The sequence below is a fragment of the Pseudonocardia sp. NPDC049635 genome (genome assembly GCF_040659795.1).
GTDB lineage: Bacteria > Actinomycetota > Actinomycetes > Mycobacteriales > Pseudonocardiaceae > Pseudonocardia.
In genome coordinates, this window is record NZ_JBFAON010000001.1 from 79,085 (window position 1) to 103,212 (window position 24,128).

General features: G+C 74.4%; 23 protein-coding genes. 21 read left to right on the plus strand and 2 right to left on the minus strand.

The features are described 5' to 3' along the window. The first annotated feature begins 111 nt into the window (after positions 1–111). The 10 genes from AB0J24_RS00375 (at position 112) to AB0J24_RS00420 (ending at position 10,721) form a co-directional block, all read left to right on the plus strand. A complete protein-coding gene (locus AB0J24_RS00375; RefSeq protein WP_358673102.1) occupies positions 112–2,211 on the plus strand; it encodes a primosomal protein N' in 2,100 nt (699 codons plus the stop codon). Between the two features lie 63 nt (positions 2,212–2,274). Continuing rightward, positions 2,275–2,823, plus strand: a complete 549-nt coding sequence (gene def, locus AB0J24_RS00380) for a peptide deformylase (protein ID WP_358673104.1) — start codon at positions 2,275–2,277, stop codon at positions 2,821–2,823. Next, positions 2,820–3,752, plus strand: coding sequence for a methionyl-tRNA formyltransferase (gene fmt / locus AB0J24_RS00385; protein ID WP_358673107.1), 933 nt, complete (start codon positions 2,820–2,822; stop codon positions 3,750–3,752). Before def ends, fmt begins: the two co-directional genes overlap by 4 nt. Positions 3,753–3,849: 97 nt before the next feature. Further along, positions 3,850–5,688 (plus strand): transcription antitermination factor NusB, encoded by a 1,839-nt coding sequence (locus tag AB0J24_RS00390; protein ID WP_358673110.1) that lies wholly within the window; start codon positions 3,850–3,852, stop codon positions 5,686–5,688. A 94-nt stretch (positions 5,689–5,782) separates the two neighbouring features. Next, the gene (rpe, locus tag AB0J24_RS00395; protein ID WP_358674304.1) at positions 5,783–6,469 is read left to right on the plus strand and encodes a ribulose-phosphate 3-epimerase; all 687 of its coding nucleotides are present in this window, start codon (positions 5,783–5,785) and stop codon (positions 6,467–6,469) included. 53 nt (positions 6,470–6,522) lie between these two features. Then, the gene (gene ribD / locus AB0J24_RS00400) at positions 6,523–7,530 is read left to right on the plus strand and encodes a bifunctional diaminohydroxyphosphoribosylaminopyrimidine deaminase/5-amino-6-(5-phosphoribosylamino)uracil reductase RibD (protein ID WP_358674306.1); all 1,008 of its coding nucleotides are present in this window, start codon (positions 6,523–6,525) and stop codon (positions 7,528–7,530) included. Between the two features lie 15 nt (positions 7,531–7,545). Continuing rightward, positions 7,546–8,184: a riboflavin synthase gene (locus tag AB0J24_RS00405; RefSeq protein WP_358673113.1), complete on the plus strand. Its 639-nt coding sequence runs from the start codon at positions 7,546–7,548 to the stop codon at positions 8,182–8,184. A 65-nt stretch (positions 8,185–8,249) separates the two neighbouring features. Beyond that, positions 8,250–9,518, plus strand: coding sequence for a bifunctional 3,4-dihydroxy-2-butanone-4-phosphate synthase/GTP cyclohydrolase II (locus AB0J24_RS00410; RefSeq protein ID WP_358674308.1), 1,269 nt, complete (start codon positions 8,250–8,252; stop codon positions 9,516–9,518). Between the two features lie 64 nt (positions 9,519–9,582). Then, positions 9,583–10,089, plus strand: coding sequence for a 6,7-dimethyl-8-ribityllumazine synthase (ribH, locus tag AB0J24_RS00415; protein ID WP_358673116.1), 507 nt, complete (start codon positions 9,583–9,585; stop codon positions 10,087–10,089). Positions 10,090–10,223: 134 nt separating this feature from the next. Continuing rightward, complete coding sequence (locus tag AB0J24_RS00420) at positions 10,224–10,721, plus strand: PH domain-containing protein (protein WP_358673119.1); 498 nt, start codon at positions 10,224–10,226, stop codon at positions 10,719–10,721. A 183-nt stretch (positions 10,722–10,904) separates the two neighbouring features. Here AB0J24_RS00420 and AB0J24_RS00425 read toward each other — a convergent pair whose 3' ends face one another. Next, complete coding sequence (locus AB0J24_RS00425; RefSeq protein ID WP_358673122.1) at positions 10,905–11,678, minus strand: DUF2786 domain-containing protein; 774 nt, start codon at positions 11,676–11,678, stop codon at positions 10,905–10,907. Positions 11,679–11,847: 169 nt separating this feature from the next. On the opposite strand from AB0J24_RS00425, the gene uvrC reads away from it, so the two are divergent. Genes uvrC through whiA form a run of 4 tightly spaced genes read left to right on the plus strand, consistent with a single transcriptional unit; the run spans position 11,848 to position 16,857 of the window. Continuing rightward, entirely contained in the window at positions 11,848–13,881 is a 2,034-nt protein-coding gene (gene uvrC, locus AB0J24_RS00430; RefSeq protein ID WP_358673125.1) for an excinuclease ABC subunit UvrC, read from the plus strand. Further along, positions 13,878–14,786 (plus strand): RNase adapter RapZ, encoded by a 909-nt coding sequence (gene rapZ / locus AB0J24_RS00435; protein WP_358673128.1) that lies wholly within the window; start codon positions 13,878–13,880, stop codon positions 14,784–14,786. Before uvrC ends, rapZ begins: the two co-directional genes overlap by 4 nt. Positions 14,787–14,800: 14 nt before the next feature. Further along, complete coding sequence (yvcK, locus tag AB0J24_RS00440) at positions 14,801–15,877, plus strand: uridine diphosphate-N-acetylglucosamine-binding protein YvcK (RefSeq protein WP_358674311.1); 1,077 nt, start codon at positions 14,801–14,803, stop codon at positions 15,875–15,877. Next, complete coding sequence (whiA, locus tag AB0J24_RS00445; protein WP_358673131.1) at positions 15,868–16,857, plus strand: DNA-binding protein WhiA; 990 nt, start codon at positions 15,868–15,870, stop codon at positions 16,855–16,857. Before yvcK ends, whiA begins: the two co-directional genes overlap by 10 nt. Positions 16,858–16,914: 57 nt before the next feature. Here whiA and AB0J24_RS00450 read toward each other — a convergent pair whose 3' ends face one another. Further along, a complete protein-coding gene (locus AB0J24_RS00450) occupies positions 16,915–17,571 on the minus strand; it encodes a DUF559 domain-containing protein (RefSeq protein WP_358673133.1) in 657 nt (218 codons plus the stop codon). A gap of 393 nt (positions 17,572–17,964) precedes the next feature. On the opposite strand from AB0J24_RS00450, the gene AB0J24_RS00455 reads away from it, so the two are divergent. The 7 genes from AB0J24_RS00455 (at position 17,965) to AB0J24_RS00485 (ending at position 24,068) form a co-directional block, all read left to right on the plus strand. Next, positions 17,965–18,750: a hypothetical protein gene (locus tag AB0J24_RS00455; RefSeq protein ID WP_358673136.1), complete on the plus strand. Its 786-nt coding sequence runs from the start codon at positions 17,965–17,967 to the stop codon at positions 18,748–18,750. Between the two features lie 233 nt (positions 18,751–18,983). Next, complete coding sequence (gene gap, locus AB0J24_RS00460) at positions 18,984–19,997, plus strand: type I glyceraldehyde-3-phosphate dehydrogenase (RefSeq protein WP_358673139.1); 1,014 nt, start codon at positions 18,984–18,986, stop codon at positions 19,995–19,997. Beyond that, complete coding sequence (locus AB0J24_RS00465) at positions 19,994–21,181, plus strand: phosphoglycerate kinase (RefSeq protein WP_358673143.1); 1,188 nt, start codon at positions 19,994–19,996, stop codon at positions 21,179–21,181. Before gap ends, AB0J24_RS00465 begins: the two co-directional genes overlap by 4 nt. Further along, positions 21,178–21,996, plus strand: coding sequence for a triose-phosphate isomerase (gene tpiA, locus AB0J24_RS00470; protein ID WP_358673150.1), 819 nt, complete (start codon positions 21,178–21,180; stop codon positions 21,994–21,996). The genes AB0J24_RS00465 and tpiA overlap by 4 nt, the downstream gene beginning before the upstream one ends. 145 nt (positions 21,997–22,141) lie before the next feature. Then, positions 22,142–22,375 carry a preprotein translocase subunit SecG gene (gene secG, locus AB0J24_RS00475; RefSeq protein ID WP_358673153.1) on the plus strand — a complete coding sequence of 78 codons (234 nt, stop codon included), beginning with the start codon at positions 22,142–22,144 and terminating at the stop codon, positions 22,373–22,375. A 31-nt stretch (positions 22,376–22,406) separates the two neighbouring features. Then, positions 22,407–22,748 carry an RNA polymerase-binding protein RbpA gene (locus AB0J24_RS00480; RefSeq protein ID WP_358673156.1) on the plus strand — a complete coding sequence of 114 codons (342 nt, stop codon included), beginning with the start codon at positions 22,407–22,409 and terminating at the stop codon, positions 22,746–22,748. Positions 22,749–22,808: 60 nt separating this feature from the next. Beyond that, positions 22,809–24,068 carry a TrpB-like pyridoxal phosphate-dependent enzyme gene (locus AB0J24_RS00485; RefSeq protein ID WP_358673159.1) on the plus strand — a complete coding sequence of 420 codons (1,260 nt, stop codon included), beginning with the start codon at positions 22,809–22,811 and terminating at the stop codon, positions 24,066–24,068. Positions 24,069–24,128 lie beyond the last annotated feature (60 nt).

Here is a 24,128-nt window from a genome sequence, read left to right on the forward strand (position 1 = left end):
TGGCCGGGGCCGCCCCGTGCGGACCCGGCCACGGTCGTGTCCGGGGCCGCCACCGCGACGCCACCGGTGCCGTCCTCCCGGGGCGTCGGTGCCGTCTGGTAGACCCTGGCCGTGAGCACTCCCGCGACCGCACGACCCGCCGGGCGGGCGCGCGCCCGGCGTCCTGCGCGCAACCGCGGCGAGTGGCAGGAGGCGGCGACGCTGCCGGTGGCCCGGATCGTCGTCGACGTCGCGCTGCCGCACCTGGACCGGCCCTTCGACTACCGGGTGCCGACGCATCTGGACGACGTCGCCCGGCCCGGGGTCCGGGTCCGGGTCCGGTTCGCCGGCCGGATGGTCGACGGTTACCTGCTGGAACGCGCCGGATCCTCCGGGCACGACGGCGTCCTCGCCTGGGTGGACAAGGTCGTCTCCGCCGAACCGGTGCTGACCCCGCAGGTCGCCGGACTGGCCCGCGCCGTCGCCGACCGCTACGCCGGGGTGCTGGCGGACGTGCTGCGCCTCGCCGTCCCCGCCCGGCACGCCCGGGTCGAGTCGGAGGTTCCGCGCCGCCGCGCCGTCCCCGACCCGTCCCCGCCCGGCCGCACCGGGTGGTCGGCCTACCGGCGCGGTACGGCGCTGCTCGACGCCCTCGCGGGTGGCCGTGCCGCCCACGCGGTGTGGCAGCCGCTGCCCGGGGAGCACTGGGCGGTGCGGCTCGCCGAGGCCGCCGCCGCGACCCGGACGGCCGGCCGGTCCGCGCTGCTCGTCGTGCCCGACCAGCGCGACGTCGACCGGCTGTACGGTGCCTGCGCCGCGCTGCTCGGCGACGACGCGGTGGTCGCGCTCACCGCGGACCTCGGGCCCGCCGAGCGGTACCGCCGGTGGCTGGCGGTGCGGCGGGGGAGTGTGCGGGTGGTCGTCGGCACGCGGTCCGCCGCGTTCGCCCCGCTCGACGAGCTCGGGCTGCTCGCCGTCTGGGACGACGGCGACGACTCGCACTCCGAGCCGCGCGCCCCGTACCCGCAGGTGAGAGACGTTCTGGTGTTGCGGGCGCACCGCGAGGGCGCCGCCGTGCTGGTCGCCGGGTTCACCCGGACCGCGGAGGCCCAGCTGCTGGTCGAGTCCGGCTGGGCGGCGGCCGTGCAGGCCGACCGGGCGACCGTGCGGGCCCGCGCACCGCGGGTCACGGCGATCGGCGAGACCGACACCCAGCTGGTGCGTGACCCGGCCGCCCGCGCGGCGCGCGTCCCCGGGGTGGCGTTCGAGGCGGCCCGCGCAGCACTGACCGCCGGGCGTCCGGTGCTGGTCCAGGTGCCCCGGGCGGGCTACCTGCCGTTCCTGGCGTGCGCGTCCTGCCGGGAGGCGGCCCGCTGCCGGCACTGTGCGGGACCGCTCGGGCTGCCCCGCCCCGGTGCCGGGAGCCCGGACGCCGCCACCGGGCTGCCGGCGTGCCGCTGGTGCGGTCGGGTCGAGCCCGGCTACCGGTGCGGGAACTGCGCGTCGCGCCGGCTGCGGGCCGGGGTCGTCGGAGCCGGCCGGACGGCGGAGGAACTGGGCCGGGCGTTCCCCGGGGTCACGGTGCGGACCTCGGGCGGCGGGGCCGCGGTCGTCGACGACCTCCTGGCCGGCCCGGCACTGGTCGTCGCGACACCCGGCGCCGAGCCGGTCGCCGAGGGGGGTTACGGCGCGGCGCTGCTGCTGGACGGCGAGATGATGCTGGCCCGCCCGGACCTGCGGGTCGCCGAGGAGACGCTGCGCCGCTGGTTCGCGGCCGCGGCGGGCGTCGTCCCGCACACCGAGGGCGGCCGGGTCGTGGTCGTCGCCGACTCCGCGATCCCGACCGTGCAGGCACTGGTCCGCTGGGACCCGGCCGGGCACGCCGAGGCCGAGCTGGCCGAACGCGCCGAGGTCGGTTTCCCGCCCGCGGTGCGGATGGCCGCCGTCGAGGGCCCGCCCGCCGCCGTCGCCGAGATCTGCGAGGCCGTGCTCGACGCCGACCGGGACCCGCCCGAGGGCGTCGAACTGCTCGGGCCGGTGGAGATCGACCCCCCGGAGCGCCCGGGACGGGGCGCGGACCGGGACGACGTCCGGGAGCGCGCACTGCTGCGGGTGCCCCGTGCTGCCGGCCGCCGGCTCGCGGCAGCTCTGCACGAGGCGCAGGCGCTGCGCACGGCACGCAAGGCGACCGACACCGTCCGGGTGCGGATGGATCCGGGGGAGATCGAGTAACCCGGCCACGACGGAATGGCACAATCGGTTCCCCGCCCCCGACGACCGCCCGCGAGGAGAACCGTGCCCATCCAGCCCGTCCGGCTGTTCGGAGACCCCGTGCTCCGCACCCGTGCCACCGAGGTCACGGATTTCGACGCGGAGCTGCGCGCACTGGTCACCGATCTCACCGACACGATGCACGACGAGGGTGGTGCCGGCCTGGCCGCGCCGCAGATCGGCGTCGGCAAGCGGGTGTTCGTCTACGACTGCGACGGATTCACCGGTCATCTGATCAATCCCACCTGGGAGGCGGTCGGTGACGAGGACCAGGTGGGCATGGAGGGCTGCCTGTCCATCCCCGGCCTGGGCTGGGACTGCCGTCGCAAGCTGAGGGTCGTCGCCCGCGGCTGGAACATGCACGGCGAGCCGCAGGTGGTCGAGGGCTCCGAACTGCTCGCCCGCTGCATCCAGCACGAGACCGACCATCTCGACGGCGTGCTGTTCATCGACCGGCTCGATCCCGAGACCCGCAAGCAGGCCATGCGCGAGATCCGCGCCGCCGAATGGTTCGGTGAACCGGCACCGACCGTGCGGGTCAGCCCGCACCCCCTGTTCGGCAAGGCTCGATGAGACTGCTGTTCGCCGGCACGCCGGCGCCGGCCGTCCCGGCGCTGCGGGCGCTGCTGGACTCACCCCGGCACGAGGTGGTCGCCGTGCTGACCCGCCCGGACGCGCCGTCCGGTCGCGGACGCAGGTTGACCCGCTCACCCGTGGGGGAGCTCGCCGATGCCGCAGGCGTCCCGGTGCTCACCCCCGCCCGTCCGTCCGAGCCGGACTTTCTCGAGGCGCTACGCAAGCTGGCACCGGACTGTGCGCCGGTCGTCGCCTACGGGGCGCTGCTGCCGCGCCCCGTGCTCGACGTGCCCACCCACGGCTGGGTGAACCTGCACTTCTCGCTGCTGCCCGCCTGGCGCGGGGCGGCACCCGTGCAGGCCGCGATCCGGCACGGCGACGACGTGACCGGCGCGACCACCTTCCGCCTGGAGGAGGGCATGGACACCGGCCCGACCTTCGGCGTCGTCACCGAGACCGTGGGGCCCACCGATACGGCCGGGACGCTGCTGGGCCGGCTCGCGGAGTCCGGGGCGAAGCTGCTCGCCGCCACCCTCGACGGCATCGAGGACGGCACCGTCACGGCCGTGCCGCAGCCGGCGGACGGCGTCACCTACGCCCCGAAGGTCACCACCGCCGACGCCCGGGTGCCGATCGACGCGCCCGCCACGGCGGTCGACCGGCTGATCCGGTCGGTGACCCCGGACCCGGGCGCCTGGTACGAGTTCCGCGGGGAGCGGCTCGGCGTCGGCCCGGTCCGCCCGTTGCGCACCGGCGAGCTGGAGCTCGCCCCGGGCGAGTTGCGCGTGGAACGCCGGCGGGTGCTGGTCGGCACCGCCACCGTCCCGGTCCAGCTGGGCGAGGTGAAGCCGAAGGGCAAGCGCCTGATGGCGGCGCCGGACTGGGCCCGGGGCGCCCGGATCGAGCCTGGCGAACACCTGAGCTGACCCGCTGCACGCCGAGCGAGGCGGTGGCGGGCACCGACGACGAGCGAGAACGGCCGGATCCCTCCGGCCGAGGCGGGACGACCGCCGAGGAGACGACGTGAGCGAGCAGGACCCCGCAACCTCACCGGGCGAGGACCGACCCGGCCGTGGTGACCGGCGCGGCGGTGACGACCGGCCCGGTCGTGCCGAGCGGCCGCGCCGCGACGACCGCGCCGGATCCGGCTGGTCCAGCGGCGGGCCGGGCTCGGGCCGCGTGTCCCGCGACCGGGCTCACGACCGGCCCCGCCGCGACCGGGGCACCGGCGCCGGGCCGCGTCGTGAGGGTGCCCCCGGTGGCGGGCCGCGCCGCGATCGGGAACCCGGTGCCGGGCCGCGTCGTGAGGGTGCCCCCGGTGGCGGGCCGCGCCGCGATCGTGACTCCGGCTCCGCCCCGCGCCGCGATCGTGACACCGGCCGCGACCCGCGACGCGACCGTGCCACCGGCGGCCGTCGCGAACGCACCGCCGGGCCGCGCAACGCGGGCCCGCCGCGTGGCCGCAACGGCTCCGGCCGCCCCCCGGCGGGCGACCCGCCCCGCCAGGCGGCCTACGACCTGCTGACCGCGGTACGCGAGCGGGACGCCTACGCTAACCTGGCGCTGCCGGGGATCCTGCGCCGGCACGGGCTGCGCGACCGCGACGCCGCACTCGCCACCGAACTGGGATACGGCACCCTGCGCGCCCAGGGATTGCTCGACGCGATCATCGACGAGTGCACCGACCGGCCGCTGGCCAAGATCGAGCATCCGTTGCTGGACGCGCTGCGGCTGGGTGCCTACCAGCTGCTGCGCACCCGGGTCCCGGCCCACGCCGCCGTCTCCACCTGCGTCGACCTGGTCCGCGGTGAGCACGGCCCGCAGTCGGCCGGGTTCGTGAACGCGGTCCTGCGCCGGATCGGTGAGCACGACGAGCAGACCTGGCTGGACCGGCTCGCCCCGGATCCGGCCACGGACCCGGTCGGTGCGGCCGCCCTGCGGCACGCGCACCCGCGCTGGATCGCCCAGGCCTTCGCCGACGCGCTTGGCGACACCGGCGACGAGCTGACCGCCGCGCTGGCCGCCGACGACGCACGGCCGCGGGTGCACCTGCTGGCCCGGCCGGGTGAGATCTCGGCGGAGGAGCTGGCGCTGGCGACCGGCGGCGACGAGGCGCCGTGGTCGCCCTACGGGGTGCACCTCGAACCCGGCAGCGGTGAGATCGGCGAGCTCGACGCCGTCGCCGAGGGACTCGCCGTCGTGCAGGACGAGGGCAGCCAGCTGGTGGCGGCGGCACTCGCCCGGGCCGAGCTCGTCGGCGACGACACCGGTCGCTGGCTGGACCTCTGCGCGGGCCCCGGCGGAAAGGCCGCGCTGCTCGGCGGCCTGGTCGCCGCGCTCGGCGGCACCCTCGACGCGGTCGAGTCCGCGGAACGCCGCGCCGACCTGGTCCGGAAGATCACCTCCGAGCTGCCGGTGACGGTGCACGTCGCCGACGGCCGGGAGTCCGGGCTGCCCGACGGCGTGTTCGACCGGGTCCTGGTCGACGCCCCGTGCACCGGGCTCGGCGCGCTGCGCCGCCGCCCGGAGGCCCGCTGGCGCCGTCGCCCGGAGGACACCGCGGCACTCACCCGGTTGCAGCGCGAGCTGCTGATCGCGGCGCTACGGCTGGTCCGGCCGGGTGGTGTCGTCGGCTACGTGACCTGCTCACCGCACGTGTCGGAGACCGTGGGAGTCGTCGGGCGGATCGTCGGGCGGGCGGGGCGGCCGGGCCCGGCGGGGCCGGTCGAGCAGCTGGACGCCCGGGCCGTCCTGCCCGAGGGCATGCCGGACCTGGGCGAGGGGCCCTCGGTGCAGCTGTGGCCGCACCGCCACGGCACGGACGCGATGTTCCTCGCGTTGCTGCGCCGCCCGGCCGGCTGATCGTCCCGCCTCCCCCGTGCCGGATGTGATTCCTCCCTCGCACGGGGGTGCCGAAGGTGGTGGCGGGCAGGGATAGCCTGCGGGCGTGCACCCGATGATCGCGCCCAGCATCCTGTCGGCGGACTTCGCGCGGCTCGCCGACGAGGCCGCGGCCGTCGGGCCCCGCGGGGACGACCCGGGGGCAGACTGGTTGCACGTCGACGTGATGGACGCGCACTTCGTGCCGAACCTGACGCTGGGTCTGCCGGTGGTGCAGAGCCTCGGCGCGGCCACCGGCATCCCGCTGGACTGCCACCTCATGATCGAGGACCCGGACCGCTGGGCACCCGGTTACGCGGAGGCGGGTGCGCGCAACGTGACGGTGCACGTCGAAGCGGCCCGCGATCCGGTGATGCTCGCGAAGGACCTGCGGGCGGCGGGCTCGCTCGCCGGGCTGTCGATCAAGCCGGGCACTCCGCTGGAGCCCTACCTGGAGGTGCTGCGGCACTACGACACCTTGCTGGTGATGAGCGTCGAGCCCGGATTCGGCGGGCAGAGCTTCATCCCCGAGGTGCTCGACAAGGTGCGCACCGCCCGCCGGCTCGTCGACACCGGCCACCTGCGGCTGCTGGTCGAGATCGACGGCGGGATCAATGCCGACACGATCGAGCAGGCCGCCGAGGCGGGCGTCGACTGCTTCGTCGCGGGCTCGGCCGTCTACGGCGCCGATGACCCGGGTCGCGCCGTCGCCGCCCTGCGCGAGCAGGTCCGCCGCGTCAACCCGCACCGCTGGGCCGGCTGAGCCGGGCCGCTCCGGTGAGCACCGCGCCGCACGAGACCGCCGTCGCCGAGGCCATGCGCCGTGCGCTGGCCGCGTCCGATCTGGTGCACGGTCGCACCAGCCCCAATCCTGCCGTGGGCTGCGTGGTCCTCGACCCGGCCGGGAACGTCGTCGGCGTCGGCGCCACCGCACCGCCCGGTGGTCCGCACGCCGAACGCGCCGCCCTGGCCGAGGCGGGTCCCCGCGCCCGCGGCGGGACCGCCGTCGTCACCCTCGAACCGTGCAACCATCACGGCCGCACCCCACCGTGCGTCGACGCGTTGCTCGCGGCCGGGATCGCCCGGGTGCACGCCGCGGTCGCCGACCCGAACCCGGTCGCCGCCGGTGGCGTGGACCGGCTCCGGGACGCCGGCGTGGAGGTGATGCTCGGCACACTCGCCGACGAGGTCGTGCGGGGCCCGTTGCGCGGGTGGCTGCACCGGCAGCGGACCGGGCGACCGCATGTGACGTGGAAGGTCGCCACCACCCTGGACGGCCGGGTCGCGGCCGCGGACGGGACCAGCCGTTGGATCACCGGCCCGCAGGCCCGCGCCGAGGTGCACGACCTGCGCCGCAGGATGGATGCGATCGTCGCCGGTACGGGTACCGTCCTGGCCGACGACCCGGCACTGACCGCCCGCCACCCGGACGGCACCCTGTTCGACGTCCAGCCCCTGCGGGTGGTCGTCGGGCGCCGGGACATCCCACCCGGGGCCCGGCTCCGCACCGACGGTGCCGCCCCGACCGTGCACCTGCGGACCCGCGATCCGGCCGAGGTGCTGAGTGATCCCGCCATGCGGGATGTCGTCGACGTCCTTCTGGAAGGTGGGCCGATACTGGCGGGAGCCTTCGTCGCCGCGGGAGTCGTGGACCGGGTGCTGGTGCACCTGGCCCCCGCCCTGCTCGGTGAAGGTCCCCAGGCGCTCGGCGCCGCGGGTGTGGGAACGATCGCGGACATCGTGCGGTTGCAGGTGGACGAGGTCCGCCGCGCCGGCGGTGACGTGGTCATCGACGCACGACCGGCCCCCGGACCGGTCGGGTAGCAGGAGGCAACGAGGATGTTCACCGGCATCGTGGAGGAGGTCGGCGAGATCGTCGACGTCCGGACGGACGACGACGTCGTCGTGCTGACCGTGCGCGCCGCGCTGGCCGCCGAGGTCGGGCACGGCGAGTCGGTCGCGGTGAACGGCTGCTGCCTCACGGCCGTCGTCCCGGACGGGACGCAGCCGGGGCCGACGCTCACCCTGGAACTGGTTCCCGAGACGATCGAGCGCACCTCGCTGGGTGCGGTCGCCGCCGGGTCCGGGGTCAACCTGGAACGTGCCGTGCCGGCAGGCGGCCGGTTGGACGGGCACATCGTGCAGGGGCACGTCGACGGCGTCGGGACGCTGGTGTCGCGCGACCCGGGTGAACGCAGTGACGCGCTGCGCTTCTCGCTGCCCGCCGAGCTGTCCCGGTACGTGGTGGAGAAGGGATCGATCGCGGTCGACGGCGTGTCGCTGACCGTGGCCGCCGTCTACCCGGACGGGTTCGGGGTGGCGCTGATCCCGACGACGCTGGCCGACACCACGCTCGGCGCACGCACCCCGGGTGACCCGGTCAACCTGGAGGTCGACGTGATCGCGAAGTACGTGGAACGGATGACCGCGGGGTACCTGCAGGGCCCCGGGTCCGGAACGGAAGGGGCCGTGCGGTGAACGGGCCGTCGAACATCCCGGGCTGGAACGTCTCGGGCAAGCTGCCGGCCAACCCGCACACCGCGATGACGCCGTCCGAGCGGGCCGAGCGGTTCGCCCTGATCGAGAAGGCGATCGCCGACATCGCCGAGGGCAAGGCCGTCGTCGTGATGGACGACGAGGACCGCGAGAACGAGGGCGACCTGATCTTCGCCGCGTCCCGGGCCACCCCCGAGCTGCTGGCCTTCACCGTCCGCTACACCTCGGGCTACGTGTGCGTGGCGATCACCGAGGAGACCTGTGAGCGGCTCGACCTGCCGCCGATGCACCACACCAACCGGGACTCCTTCCGCACCGCGTACACGGTCACCGTGGACGCCAAGGAAGGCGTGACGACCGGGATCTCGGCCCAGGACCGGGCGCACACGATCCGGTTGCTGGCCGACCCGGCGACCGAGGCCGCCGAGCTGGTCCGGCCCGGGCACGTCCTGCCGCTGCAGGCCCGCGAGGGCGGTGTGCTGCGCAGGCCCGGCCACACCGAGGCCGCGGTGGACCTGGCCCGGATGGCCGGGCTGCCCCCGGCCGGTGCGCTGTGCGAGATCGTGTCCGAGAAGTACGAGGGCGAGATGGCCCGGGGCGAGGAGCTCGGGGTCTTCGCCGCGGACCACGACCTGACGCTGATCACGATCGCCGACCTGATCGCCTACCGGCGCCGGTTCGAGAAGCACATCGAGCGGGTCGCGACCGCCCGCATCCCCACCGCGCACGGCGACTTCCTGGCCTACGGCTACGACTCGCTGCTCGACGGGGTCGAGCACATCGCGATGGTGATGGGTGACGTGGGCACCCCCGCCGACGACGGCGAGAACGTGCTGGTCCGGGTGCACTCGGAGTGCCTCACCGGGGACGTGCTGGGCTCGCTGCGCTGCGACTGCGGCCCGCAGCTCGACGCCGCGCTGGAGGCGGTGGCCCGGGAGGGCCGCGGTGTGGTGCTCTACATGCGCGGGCACGAGGGCCGTGGGATCGGCCTGCTGCACAAGCTGCAGGCCTACCAGCTGCAGGAGGCCGGGGCGGACACGGTCGACGCGAACCTGGCGATGGGGTTGCCCGCCGACGCACGCGACTACGGCATCGGTGCCCAGATCCTGGCCGACCTGGGCGTGGTGTCGATGCGGTTGCTGACCAACAACCCGGACAAGCGGGCCGGCCTGGAGGGTTACGGCCTGCGGGTCGTCGGGCGCGAGGCGATGCCGGTCCGCCCGACCCCGCAGAACCTGCGCTACCTGCGGACCAAGCGCGACCGGATGGGGCACGACCTGCCCGACCTGGGCGGACTGGCCGACCCCGGGCACTGACGGCGGTGGCCCGGGGGGAGGACCCGGTCCGACGCGGATCGGGGAGGGAGGCGAGAATCGACCCATGAGCGGTGAGGGTAGGCCCACCGGGGCCGCACAGCTGGACGCGACCGGACTGCGGGTGGGTGTGGTCGCCGCCCGGTGGCACGCCGAGATCGTCGACACCCTGCTGGAGCGGGCCGTCGCCACGGCGCGGGAGGCCGGGGCGGAGCCGACCGTCGTCCGGGTGCCGGGCACCGTCGAGCTCCCGGTGGTGGCCCAGGAACTGGCCCGATCCCACGACGTGGTGGTCGCGCTGGGTGTGGTCGTCCGTGGCGGCACCCCGCACTTCGAGTACGTCTGCGACGCGGTCACGGCCGGGCTCACCCGGGTGGCGCTGGACGAGTCGACCCCGGTCGGCAACGGCGTGCTCACCACCGACACCATCGCCCAGGCGGTCGACCGCTCGGGCGCCCCCGGCGCGCCGGAGGACAAGGGCGCCGAGGCCTGTGTGGCGGCCCTGGAGTCGGCGCTGGTGCTGCGCGAGCTGCGGGCCGGTTCGGCGCAGCGCACCGCCGGGACCAGCGCATGAGCCCCGGCCCCGATCGGGCCGGGCAGGAAGGACCCTCCGTGACCGAGCAGCCGCCTCCGGGCCGCGGGTCCGGCGAAGCTCCCGATCAGCCGCGTGCCGCGGAGGCTGCGGTTCAGCCGGGTGCCGCGGCAGCTGTGGATCAGCCGCGTGCCGCGGCGCCGGCTCCGACCGGCCCGGGTCCGGACGCCGTCACCCTCCGCCCGCGGGCGATCCTGATCACCGCCTGGGTCTGCGCGGTCGGGGTGATGATCTTCTTCGGGATCGTCGCCTACCTCATGCCGTCCGAGGACACCGGTGTGATCTTCCGGCCGGTCGACCAGGCCTCGATGATGGTGATCGGCGCGTTCGTGGCGGGCGGGCTGCTGTTGATGGCGCGACCCCGGGTCCGCGCCGACGCGCACGGCGTCGAGGTCCGCAACGTCCTGACGACCCGCTGGTTCCCGTGGTCGGAGGTGTACGGCGTCTCGTTCCCGGACGGTGCCTCCTCCGCCCGGTTGGAGCTGCCCGACGACGAGTACCACCCGGTCCTCGCGGTCCAGGCCGTCGACCGCGGGCTCGCCGTGCGCGGTGTCCGCACCCTGCGCGACCTGCACCGCCGGGCCGTTGGCGCCGCCGGGCCCCGCGAGAGCTGACGGCGCTGCCGGGCCCCGCGAAGGCTGACGGTGCTGCCTGGCCGCGTGAAGGCTGACGGCGCCGCCCGGTTCCGCGAGTTCCGAGGGGCGCTGCCGAGCCGTGTGGGAGCCGCCGGCAGACCGGCTCCGCGAGGCCGGACCGGGGCCCGCGAGGACCGGTGGCGCGGGACCGGCCCCGGACGCTCAGCGGCCGAGCGCCCGCGACCGGGGCGGCGGCCCGTCCAGCCGGGTGCCGCCGAGATCGGCCCGGTCCGCGGCCTCGGCCCCGCTCCGGAAGCCCGATCCGGAAACCTGCGGGGCCCGGGCGCGGCGCAGGTCAGGGAACTCCTCGCCGTAGGCCCGCGCCACCCGGTCGCCCCGGTCGGCCAGCACCAGTTCGGCCGACCTCGCCCCGCGGGCCGCGGCATCGGCCTCGCCCACCGCGGCCCGCTGCGCCTCGCACAGCCGCTCGTGCACACGGGCGGCGAAGCCGTAGAGCCAGGAACGCCGGTACGCGGCGACCGACTCACCCGGATCGGGCGGTCGGACCCGCGCCACGTGGGTGGACGCCTGCAGCAGCAACGAGGTGTAGAGCAGCTCCACCCGCTCCCGGTCGGAGGCGAAACCGAAGATCGTGACCGCAGCGACCTTCCCGCTGCGCGAGTCGTGCATGACCCACCGGCAGTGCAGCGCCGCGGCGGTCCAGCCCAGCAGCCGGGCCTTCGCCGCGCTGTACGGGTCGTCGACCGCGATGCGGACGCCACCGATCGGGTCGTGGCCCGGTGGCCCGGTGTCGGCCAGCACCGCCTCGTCGACACCGTGCCGCGCCATCAGCTCGACCGCCTTGTTGGTGTAGATCTGCGCCTCGGCGGCGGTCCCCGCGCGCTCCGCCTTGGCCAGCAGCTTGCGGATCCGGTCGAGCCGGGCCTCCTGCAGCTCCGGGCCGGGCGTGGCGGGGGTGTCGTGCGTGGTGCTCACGGGTGCTCCTCCTCGGGGCCGGTGCATCGAACTCGTGTTCGACATGAGGTGTACCGCAGAGGACCGACGATTACCGGCCACCGACACGTCACTACACCCCGTCGAGGGGTGCCCGGGGGGCCGGGTGCGGCCCGGGCCGTCGGGGGTCGCAACTATCCTGGACGGCACCATGGCCGACCCGAGCACCTACCGTCCGGCGACCGGGACCATCCCGGACTCGCCAGGGGTCTACCGGTTCTCGGACCCACGTGGCCGGGTGATCTACGTCGGCAAGGCCAAGAGCCTGCGGCAGCGGTTGAACTCCTACTTCGCCGATCCGGCCGGACTGCACCCACGCACCCGGCAGATGGTCACGACCGCCTCGAAGGTCGAGTGGACGGTCGTCGGTACCGAGGTCGAGGCACTCCAGCTCGAGTACAACTGGATCAAGGAGTACGACCCGCGGTTCAACGTCCGGTACCGCGACGACAAGACCTACCCGGTGCTCGCCGTGACGATGCACGAGGAGTACCCGCGGTTGCACGTCTACCGCGGCCCGCGGCGCCGGGGCGTCCGCTACTTCGGCCCCTACGCGCACGCCTGGGCGATCCGGGAGACCCTCGACCTGCTGCTGCGCGTGTTCCCGGCACGGACCTGCTCGGCCGGGGTGTTCAAGCGGCACGGCCAGATCGGCAGACCCTGCCTGCTCGGGTACATCGACAAGTGCTCGGCCCCGTGCGTCGGGAAGGTCACCGCGCAGGAGCACCGCGACATCGTCGAGGGCTTCTCCGACTTCCTCTCCGGCCGCACCGACCGGATGGTGCGGCGGCTCGAACGCGACATGGCCGAGGCGTCGGAGAACCTGGAGTTCGAGCGCGCCGCACGATTGCGCGACGATCTCGGTGCGCTGCGCCGGGCCATGGAGAAGCAGGCGGTGGTGCTGGGCGACGGGACCGACGCCGATGTCGTCGCCTTCGCCGAGGACGAGCTGGAGGCCGCCGTCCAGATCTTCCACGTGCGCGGCGGCCGGGTCCGCGGCCAGCGGGGCTGGGTGATCGACAAGGTCGAGCCGACCGACACCGAGCAGCTCGTCGAGCGGTTCGTGTCGCAGTTCTACGGCGAGCAGCACGCGCTCGCCGGGTCCGCCGACGACGCCACCCAGCCGGTGCCCCGGGAGATCCTGGTCCCGGTGCTGCCCGCCGAGTCCGGTGCGTTGGAGCGGTGGCTGACCGGGCTCCGCGGTTCCCGGGTGCAGCTGAGGGTTCCGCAGCGGGGAGACAAGAAGGCGCTCGCCGAGACCGTCGCCCGCAACGCCAAGGAGGCGTTCACCCAGCACCGGCTGCGCCGGGCGGGCGACCTGACCGCCCGGTCGGCGGCGCTGCAGGAGATCCAGGAGAACCTGGAGCTCGACCAGGCGCCGCTGCGGATCGAGTGCGTGGACGTCAGCCACGTGCAGGGCACGAACGTCGTCGCGTCGCTCGTCGTCTTCGAGGACGGGCTGCCCCGCAAGTCCGAGTACCGCCGGTTCGAGATCCGGGACGGCGCACAGCGCCGGGGGGCGGCCGGGGGCGGGACGGGCGAGCACAGCGACGTCGCGGCCATCGCCGAGGTCGTCCGCCGCCGGTTCCGCCGCTACCTGGCCGAGACCGCGGGCGAGACCGCCGAGCCGGCCGGGTCCGGTGAGGTCGCGCCGGGTGAGGTGGTCCGCACCGGTATCGATCCGGAGACCGGCCGGCCGCGGAAGTTCGCCTACCCGCCGAACCTGCTCGTCGTCGACGGCGGGAAGCCACAGGTCGACGCGGCGGCCGCCGAGCTGGCCGCGCTCGGGATCACCGACGTCGCGGTCTGCGGTCTCGCGAAGCGGCTCGAGGAGGTGTGGCTCCCGGACGACGACGACCCGGTCATCCTGTCCCGGACGAGTGAAGGGTTGTACCTCCTCCAGCGGGTCCGTGACGAGGCGCACCGGTTCGCCATCACCTATCACCGGCAGCGTCGTTCCCAGGGCATGACCGCGTCCGAGCTGGACGGGGTTCCCGGCCTCGGGCCGGCGCGCAAGCAGGCGCTGTTGAAGCACTTCGGATCGGTGCGCAAGCTGCGTGCCGCCGGTGTCGAGGACATCGCCGGGGTGCCGGGTTTCGGGCGGCGCACCGCGGAGACCGTGGTGTCGGCGTTGCACGGTGGTGGCGCGCCCGGCCCGACGACCGAGGGGGAGGAACACCGATGACGGGGGCCGACGTGGGAGATCAGGCACCGGACGGTGGTCCGGGCATCGAGGTGGCGGTGGTCAGCGGCCTGTCCGGCGCGGGCCGCAGCACGGCGGCGAAGGTGCTGGAGGACCTCGGCTGGTTCGTCGTCGACAACCTCCCGCCGGAGCTGATCGCGACGATGGTCGACCTGGGCTCACGGGCCCGTGGCGAGGTCACCCGGATCGCGGTGGTGATGGACGTGCGTTCCCGGGCCTTCACCGACGACCTCGGTGCGGTGATCAAGGACCTGGACAGCCGGGGTTACCGGCCGAAGCTGTTGTTCCTGGAGGCGTCGGACGCGGTGCTGGTCCGCCGGTTCGAGCAGAACCGGCGCTCGCACCCGTTGCAGGGGTCCGGCCGGATCACCGACGGGCTCAACGCCGAGCGGGAGGTGCTGCGCCCGCTGCGCGAGGACGCCGATCTCGTCGTCGACACCTCGACGCTGTCGGTGCATGACCTGCGCGCCCGCATCGAAGGTTCGTTCGCCGCCGAGGGCGCGCATGCCGCGACCCGGATCACGGTGCTGTCGTTCGGTTACAAGTACGGCCTGCCGCTGGACTCCGATCTCGTCGTCGACGTGCGGTTCCTGCCCAACCCGCACTGGATCCCCGAGCTGCGCGAGCACACCGGGCGCGACCGCGAGGTCAGCGACTACGTGCTCTCCCAGGAGGGCGCCGAGGAGTTCGTGCAGCGCTACCTGGAGCTGCTGGACCTGGTCGGTGCCGGGTACCGCCGGGAGGGCAAGCGTTACCTGACGGTCGCCGTCGGCTGCACCGGTGGGAAGCACCGCTCGGTGGCGATCTCGGAGGAGATCGGCCGCCGGTTGGCCGGCCGGGACGGTGTCCAGGTCAACGTCGAGCACCGCGACATGGGGCGCGAGTGAGCGCAGCACCGGGTCTGCGCGTGGTGGCGCTGGGCGGTGGGCACGGCCTGCACGCCACGCTGTCGGCACTGCGCCGGTGCCCGGCCGTCACCGACGTCACCGCGGTGGTCACGGTCGCCGACGACGGCGGGTCGTCCGGCAGGCTGCGCCGCGAGCTCGGCCTGCTGCCGCCGGGTGACCTGCGGATGGCGCTCGCCGCGCTGGCCGCCGACGACGAGGGCGGCCGGTTCTGGTCGGGCCTGGTCCAGCACCGCTTCGGCGGGACCGGCGCCCTGGCCGGTCACGCCGTGGGGAACCTGCTGCTGGCGGCGCTGCTCGAACGTGACGGCGATCCGGTCCGCGCCCTCGACGCGGTCGCCGGGCTGCTCGGCTGCGCCGGTCGGGTGCTGCCGATGGCCCGGGTCCCGCTGGACATCGAGGCCCAGGTCGAGCTGGACGGTGTCGACGGGCCGCACCTGATCCGCGGGCAGGTGGCCGTCGCCTCCACCCCCGGCCGGGTACGGCGGGTCTGGCTGCTCCCGGAGAACCCGCCGGCCTGCGACGAGGCCGTCCGCGCGGTGCTGGCCGCAGACGTGGTGCTGCTCGGACCCGGGTCGTGGTTCACCAGCGTGCTGCCGCACCTGCTGGTCCCCGGTCTGCGCGACGCGCTGTTGCAGACCGCCGCCGCCCGGGTCGTGCTGCTCAATCTCAGCCCCGAGCCGGGGGAGACCGCCGGTTTCTCGCCCGAACAGCACCTTGAAGTACTGTCCGGTCACGCGCCCGAACTGCGGGCGCACGCCGTCCTGGCGGACATCGGGTCGGTGAGTCTCCCGGAGCGGTTGCACGCGGCCGCCTCCGACCTGCTGGTGCCGGGTGGGCGGGTGTGGCTGGCCGACGTCGCCGACGTCCGGGCGGCCACTCCGCGGCACGATCCGGACGCCCTCGCGGGCGCCCTGCTCGACGTGTTCCGCGACGCCGTCCCGGCGGTGGGGGAGAGCGGCCGGGACGGGGCACGGCAGCACGGCCCGCAGCGCGAGGCACGGCAGCACAGCCCGCGGCGCGGGTCACAACATCACAGCCCGCAGCGCGGAAGGAGCCCGCAATGGCCATGACCGCCACGGTGAAGGACGAGCTGAGCCGGCTCACCGTCACCAAGCAGTCGTCGCGGCGTGCCGAGGTGGCGTCGCTGTTGCGGTTCGCCGGTGGGCTGCACATCGTGGGCGGGCGCGTGGTGATCGAGGCCGAGGTCGACACCGGTTCGGTCGCCCGCCGGTTGCGGCGCGAGATCCACGAGCTGTACGGGCACACCGCCGACGCACACGTGATCTCCGCGGGTGGTCTGCGCCGCGGTGCCCGCTACGTGATCCGGGTGATCCGTGACGGTGAGGGGCTGGCCCGGCAGACCGGTCTGCTGGACAACCGGGGCCGCCCGGTGCGGGGCCTCCCGCCTCCCGTGGTGTCCGGTGACCTGTCGGACGCCGAGGCGGCCTGGCGTGGGGCGTTCCTGGCGCACGGGTCGCTGACCGAGCCGGGGCGCAGCTCCGCGCTGGAGGTGACCTGTCCCGGCCCGGAGGCGGCGCTGGCCCTGGTCGGTGCGGCGCGCCGGTTGGGTGTGGCGGCGAAGGCCCGCGAGGTGCGCGGTGCGGACCGGGTCGTCGTCCGCGACGGGGACGCGATCGGTGCGCTGCTCACGCGGATGGGTGCCCACCAGAGCGTGCTGTCCTGGGAGGAGCGGCGGATGCGCCGCGAGGTCCGGGCGACCGCCAACCGGCTCGCGAACTTCGACGACGCCAATCTGCGCCGGTCCGCGCGGGCCGCGGTCGCGGCGGCGGCCCGGGTGTCGCGCGCGCTGGAGATCCTCGGTGACGACGTTCCGGACCACCTGCGCGCCGCGGGGCGGTTGCGCGCCGAGCACACCCAGGCCTCGCTGGAGGAGCTGGGCCAGCTCGCCGATCCGCCGATGACCAAGGACGCGGTCGCCGGCCGGATCCGCCGGCTGCTGCAGACCGCCGACAAGAAGGCCGCGGAGCTCGGCATCCCGGACACCGAGTCGGCCGTCACCGCGGAGATGCTGGAGGAGGAGAGCGGCTGATCACCGTGGTGGTGCGCAGGGCCGCGATCCGCGTGGCCGGGCGCACCACGACGGCGATCATGGACGACGCCGCGCGATGATCTCGCGGATCTCCCGGACCACCCGGTCCGGGGTGCGGTCCAGGTCGTGCCAGGTGAAGCGCAGCACCGTCCACCCGGCCGCGACGAGCGCGTTCTGCTTGTGCCGGTCCCGCCGGAAGCGTTCGGCGTCGGAGTGGAAGGCCCAGCCGTCCACCTCGACCGCGAGCCGCGCCGCGGGGAATCCGAGGTCGATCGTCCACGGGTCGCAGGGGAGGCCGAGCACCCACCCGCCGATGCCCGCGGCCCGCAGCGCCGCGACGAGCAGCCGTTCGGCCGCCGACGCCGCGCCGTCGGAGGCCGCGGTGAGCAGCACCCGCGCCCGCCGCGCCCCGGGCCGCCCGACCATCCGGCAGTAGGCGTCGTAGAACATCTCCGGGGTCAGCGAGCGCTGAAGTGCCCGGTCGAACAGCGTCGGACCGTCGGGGCGGCGGGTCGCGAACTCCAGCAGCGTCAGCGCGCGGGAGGTCACCACGACGCCGCGGACGACCCCCCGGTCCTGGGCCGCGAGGTCGCGCCGCCGGATCCGCACCCCGGTCCGCGGGCGTACCCCGCAGCTGCGGGGGACGGTGACCTCCACGACGGTGGTGAGCCGGTCGAGGTCGCGGTGCCACCCGGCCGCGGTCGCCCCGCTCACGGTCGCGCCGGGGCCCGCATGCAGCACCGCGGCACGGACCCGGCCGGAGGGGGTCAGCGGATGGCCCTGCCGCGAGGAACACCGAGGGATGTACCCGCGACCACCCGTGTTCGCGGACCCGGCGCCAGAGCGCGTCGGTCGACAGCCCGCACGCCCGGGCCTGCGTGCGCGACACGAGCCCGGACTGCCGGCGCAGGAGATCGTCGAGGTCCACGGGCGGGAGGATCGGTGATCCGCGTCCCGGGGGAGGGGGAACGCGACGTCGACGTTCGCGGACGTGGACCATGATCGCCGTCGTGGTGCGTCCGGCCGCGCGGATCGCGGTCCCGTGCACCACGACGGTGATCACACCCCGTCACGGGAGCGCTGCGGGGGGTCCGGCATGATGCCGCCGTGACGAACCCGGCTTCCACCCTTCTCGCCGTTCATCTCGATCGATCCAGCATGCTGCGGCCGCTGCTCCCCGCGCTGCGCGCCGGAGTCGCCGACCTGCTCGAGGCCCAGAGCGGGCCCGACGAGCCGGAGGTCGTGCTGTCGACCGGGAACGACCTCACCCGTTCCCTCGCCGACGGCTCGCACCCGCCCGCCGTCCCGGTCCCGGCACACGAGGCCCTCGCCGCGCTCCCCGCGAAGCTGCGCGCGCTCGACGGGCCCGACCTGCGCTCCGGCGCCCACCGGCTGCTCGACGCCGTCGGTGAGGAGCTCGCCGCCCGCCCCGAGGCCGATCGTCCCGGCCGGGTCGTCGTCCTGCTCGTCGGTGAGGGCGCGGTCGGCGACACCACCGCGGTCCGCGAGCGGATCGCCCACCAGCAGTCCGCCTACGCCTGGGAGTTCGTGCTGGTGGACGTCACCACCGGCGGGGTCCCGGCCGAGGCGCAGCAGTCCGACGTGACGGCCGCCGGTGACGTCACGGGTGGGGCCGCGGCGGTCGCGGTCAAGCAGCGCTCCGGTGAGCCGGCCGCCGCCGCCCGGTTCGGCATCCCCGAGACGGCGACGATCACCGCCGGCCCCGGCCGGGAGGGGGTGACCGCCGCGCTGGCCGCGGCGACCTCGTTCGTGGCCCGGGCCAGGGCGGCGGCGCCGCACGAGCCCGTGGAGGGCTTCTCCGACGAGGAGCGCGCCGCTGCCGCGCGCCCCGACACCCGGCCCGGCTGGAAGAAGCTGCTGCGTATCGCCTGAGCCGTCCGTGATCCGCACCCGATCGGGTCCGGGTGCGGATCGCGGCGCAGGTCACCGGGTACGCGGGGTTCGTGGTGGGCGGTCCGCCGATAGGGTGGTCGCCGAGCACGGGGGGCGGCGCCCGCCCGACTGGGGTGGAGCGCCGTGACGACCTGCTGCCCCGCCGCCGGGACCCGGCGTGCCGGGGGCTGGGACACCCAGACGACAGCGCACGACGAGCCCATGGAGGCACTGTGACGGTCCGCGTAGGAGTCAACGGCTTCGGCCGCATCGGCCGGAACTTCTGGCGGGCGGTGGACGCCCAGCGCGCCGCCGGCACCACGGACATCGAGATCGTCGCGGTGAACGACATCACCGACAACGCGACGCTCGCCCACCTGCTGAAGTACGACTCGATCCTGGGCAGGCTGCCCTACGAGGTCACCACCTCCGGCGACGAGATCCTGGTCGACGGCAAGGGATTCAAGGCGCTCGCCGAGCGGGACCCGGCCCAGCTGCCGTGGAAGGACCTGGGCGTCGACGTCGTCGTCGAGTCGACCGGGCTGTTCACCAAGCGGGACGCCGCCTCGAAGCACCTCGACGCCGGCGCGAAGAAGGTGCTGATCTCCGCGCCCGCCTCCGACGAGGACATCACGATCGTCAAGGGCGTCAACGACGCCGACTACGACGGTTCGCAGAACATCGTGTCCAACGCGTCCTGCACCACGAACTGCCTGGCACCGATGACCAAGGTGCTCGACGACCTGGCCGGGATCGAGCAGGGTCTGATGACCACGATCCACGCCTACACCGCCGACCAGAACCTGCAGGACGGGCCGCACAAGGACCTGCGTCGTGCCCGCGCCGCCGCGCTGAACATCGTGCCCACCTCGACCGGCGCGGCGAAGGCGATCTCGCTGGTCATGCCGCACCTGAAGGGCAAGCTGGACGGTTACGCGCTGCGGGTGCCGATCCCCACCGGCTCGGCCACCGACCTCACCGTCGAGGTGCGCGAGGAGGTCACCGTCGACCAGATCAACGCCGCGATGAAGGCGGCCGCCGACGGCCCGCTGAAGGGCGTCCTGCGCTTCTCCGAGGACCCGATCGTGTCCTCGGACATCGTGACCGACCCGCACTCGTGCATCTACGACGCGCCGCTGACCAAGGTCATCGGCAAGCAGGTCAAGATCGTCGGCTGGTACGACAACGAGTGGGGCTACTCGAACCGTCTGGTCGACATCGCCGGGCTGGTGGCGTCGAAGCTGTGAGGACCCTCGACGACCTCCTGAACGAGGGGGACGGCGTGCAGGGCCGGACCGTGCTGGTCCGCTCCGATCTCAACGTTCCCCTCGACGACGACCGGAACATCACCGACGACGGCCGCATCCGTGCCTCGGTGCCGACCATCTCGACGCTGTCCGGGGCCGGGGCCCAGGTCGTCGTGACGGCGCATCTGGGCCGGCCGAAGGGCGGCCCGGACGAGAAGCTCTCGCTGGCCCCGGTCGCCGACCGGCTCGGCGAGCTCCTCGGCGCCCCGGTCCGGCTGGTGGAGCTCGGCAAGCCGCTCCCGAACATGGCCGCCGGTGACGTCGTCCTGCTGGAGAACATCCGGTTCGACGCCCGGGAGACCGCCAAGGACGACGCCGAGCGTGCCGCGTTCGCCGACGAGCTCGTCGCGTTGGTGGGGGAGGACGCCGCGTTCGTCTCGGACGGGTTCGGGGTGGTGCACCGCAAGCAGGCGTCGGTGTACGACGTCGCGCAGCGGCTCGATGCCTACGCGGGCGGCCTCGTGCTCTCCGAGGTCGAGGTGCTGCGCACCCTGGTCGGGGACCCGCAGCGGCCCTACGCGGTGGTGCTCGGCGGGTCGAAGGTGTCGGACAAGCTCGCCGTGATCGAGGCCCTGCTGCCCAGGGTGGACGCGCTGCTGGTGGGCGGCGGGATGTGCTTCACGTTCCTGGCCGCGCAGGGCCACGGCGTCGGCGCGTCCCTGCTCGAGGCCGACCAGATCGACACCTGCCGGACCCTGCTGGAGTCCGGCAAGATCGTCCTCCCGACCGACGTCGTGATCGCCGACGCGTTCGCCGCGGACGCGAACACCCGGACCGTCCCGGTCGGCGAGATCGCCGAGGGCTGGCTCGGTCTCGACATCGGGCCCGACTCGGTCGCCGCGTTCGCGGAGCGGATCGGTGCCGCGAAGACGATCTTCTGGAACGGTCCGATGGGCGTGTTCGAGATGGCGCCGTTCGCCGAGGGCACCCGCGGCGTGGCACGGGCGATCGCTGATTCCGGGGCGTTCTCGGTGGTCGGCGGTGGTGACTCCGCGGCCGCGGTGCGCGCGCTCGGCATCGCCGAGGACGGCTTCTCGCACATCTCCACCGGTGGAGGTGCGTCGCTCGAGTTCCTGGAGGGCGCCACCCTCCCGGGCGTCGCGGTGCTGGAGGGAGACCGATGAGCGACGGCGACGAGGGCCGTGCCGCCGGCGGGCCACGGCGGCCGCTGATCGCGGGCAACTGGAAGATGAACCTCAACCATCTCGAGGCCATCGCGGTGGTGCAGAAGCTCGCCTTCGCGCTGCCCGACCGGTACCTCGACAGGGTCGAGGTCGTGGTGCTTCCGCCGTTCACCGACATCCGCAGCGTCCAGACCCTGATCGACGGCGACAAGCTGCGCATCGTGCACGGGGCGCAGGACCTGTCCCCGCACGACGCGGGCGCCTACACCGGTGACGTGTCCGGGGCGATGCTCGCGAAGCTCGGCTGCCGCTACGTGGTGGTGGGGCACTCGGAGCGCCGGGAGATCCACGGCGAGGACGACGCCGTGGTGAACGCGAAGGTGCTCGCGGCGCTCAGGCACGGGATCACCCCGATCCTCTGCGTCGGCGAGGGCCTGGACGTCCGCGAGGCGGGCGAGCACGTGCAGCACTGCACCGACCAGCTGCGCGGTGCCCTGAAGGGGGTCACCGCGGAGCAGGCGGCCGGCCTCGTCCTCGCCTACGAGCCGGTCTGGGCGATCGGGACCGGCCGGGTGGCCGGCGCGTCGGACGCCCAGGAGGTCTGTGCCGCGCTCCGGGCGACGCTGGGCGAGCTGTACGGGGCCGAGCCGGCCCGGGCCGCACGGATCCTCTACGGCGGCTCGGTGAAGTCGTCGAACGTGGGGGAGATCGTCGGCCGGCCCGACGTGGACGGCGCGCTCGTCGGCGGCGCCAGTCTCGACGCCGAGGAGTTCGCGAAGCTCTCCGCGATCGCCGCGGGCGGCCCGCTGCCCTAGGCACCTCCGACCGCGAACCGTGGAGCCGTGGCCGCCGGAGGCGGGCCCACGGCTCCACGCGTTCCGGGGCACCCCGGCCGGAGGCGTGCCGGAGCGCGCGGAGTATCCTGGGCCACTCCGGCGAGCGACCAGGATTGGGAAGCGCGTGATCCTGACACTGCAGATCATCCTCATCGTGACCAGCCTTCTGCTGATCGCGCTGGTCCTGCTGCAGCGCAGCAAGGGCGGGGGTCTGACCAGTCTCTTCGGCGGCGGCGTCCAGTCCAGCCTGTCCGGCTCCGCCGCGGCCGACCGCAACATGGCTCGCTACACGATCTTCGTAGGGTTGATCTGGGTGATCGCGGTGGTCGGCAACGGCCTGATGCTGGCGAACGTCTGATCGCCGCGGGCGAGTAGAGGGGACGAGGGAGATGGCTGGCGGCAACGCGATCCGCGGCACCCGTGTGGGAGCCGGTCCGATGGGTGAGTCCGAGCGCGGCGAGACCGCCGCCCGCGAACGGATCCCCTTCTACTGTGCGAACGGGCACGTCAACAACACCTGGTTCGCCGCCGACGCCGAGGTCCCCGAGACCTGGGACTGCCCGCGTTGCGGCCTGCCCGGTGGACGCGACTCGGCGAACCCGCCGGCTGCGCCGCGCACCGAGCCGTACAAGACCCACCTGGCGTACGTCAAGGAGCGGCGCAGCGACGCCGACGGTGAGGCCATCCTCGAGGAGGCTCTCGGCCGCCTGCGGGCGTCCCGCGAGCTCTGACCGGCGTACCGGCCCGCCCCCCTCGTGACCCCAGGCACGTTCGGGATAGGTTTCGAGGTCATGACCCGCTGGACGCTGCCCCCGGAACAGATCCCCTCGGCCTGGTTCAACGTCGTTCCGCACCTGCCGAGCCCGTTGCAGCCGCCGTTGCACCCGGGCACCCGGGAGCCGGTCGGCCCGGCCGACCTGGCGCCGCTGTTCCCGGCAGCGCTGATCGAGCAGGAGGTCAGCGCCGAGCCGTGGATCGACGTGCCGGGTGAGGTGCTCGACATCCTGCGGCTGTGGCGGCCGACACCGTTGCAGCGGGCCACCCGGTTGGAGCAGGCACTGGGCACTCCGGCCCGGATCTACTTCAAGGACGAGTCGGTCTCCCCGGCCGGCAGCCACAAGCCGAACACCGCTGTACCGCAGGCGTTCTACAACGCCCGCGACGGCATCCGCCGGCTCACCACCGAGACCGGAGCCGGGCAGTGGGGCACGTCGCTGGCGTTCGCGGCCGCCCAGTTCGACCTGGAGCTGAAGGTCTACATGGTCCGGGCGTCGTACGGGCAGAAGCCCTACCGGCGGATCGCCGTCGAGACCTGGGGCGGCGAGGTCGTGGCCAGCCCGGTCGACGAGCCGGACCACCCCGGCTCCCTGGGCGCCGCGATCTCGGACGCCGTGCGGGACTGCGTGGGCCGCGACGACACGCACTACGCGCTCGGCTCAGTCCTCAACCATGTCCTGCTGCACCAGACCGTGGTCGGCCTGGAGGCGCGCGAGCAGCTGGAGCTGGCCGGCGAGACGCGCCCGGACGTCGTCATCGGCTCCTGCGGTGGCGGGTCCAACGTGGGCGGCATCACCTTCCCGTTCGTGCCGGACGAGGGGGTGCGGCTGCTGGCGGTGGAACCGCTGTCCTGCCCGACGCTCACCCAGGGCCGCTACGACTACGACTTCGGCGACACCGCGGGCCTGACCCCGCTGATGCCGATGTACACCCTGGGTCACGACTTCGTCCCGCCGTCGATCCACGCCGGTGGGTTGCGCTATCACGGCGCCTCGCCGCTGGTGTCGTCCCTGGTGAAGGACGGCCGGATGGAGGCGGCGGCGTACCCGCAGGGCAAGGTGTTCGAGGCCGCCGTCCAGTTCGCCCGCAGCGAGGGGAAGATCCCGGCCCCGGAGACCGGTCACGCGATCGCCGCGGCGATCGACGAGGCTCTCGCCGCGAAGGAGACCGGTGAGGAGCGGGTCATCCTGTTCAACTACTCCGGCCACGGCTTCCTCGACCTCGCGGCCTACGACGACTACAACAACGGCCGGCTCGACGACGAGACGGGCTGATCCGACCGGACGCGGCAGGAGCGCGGCGGCCCGGAGCAGGCCGTGCGGCCGGGTGCGGTG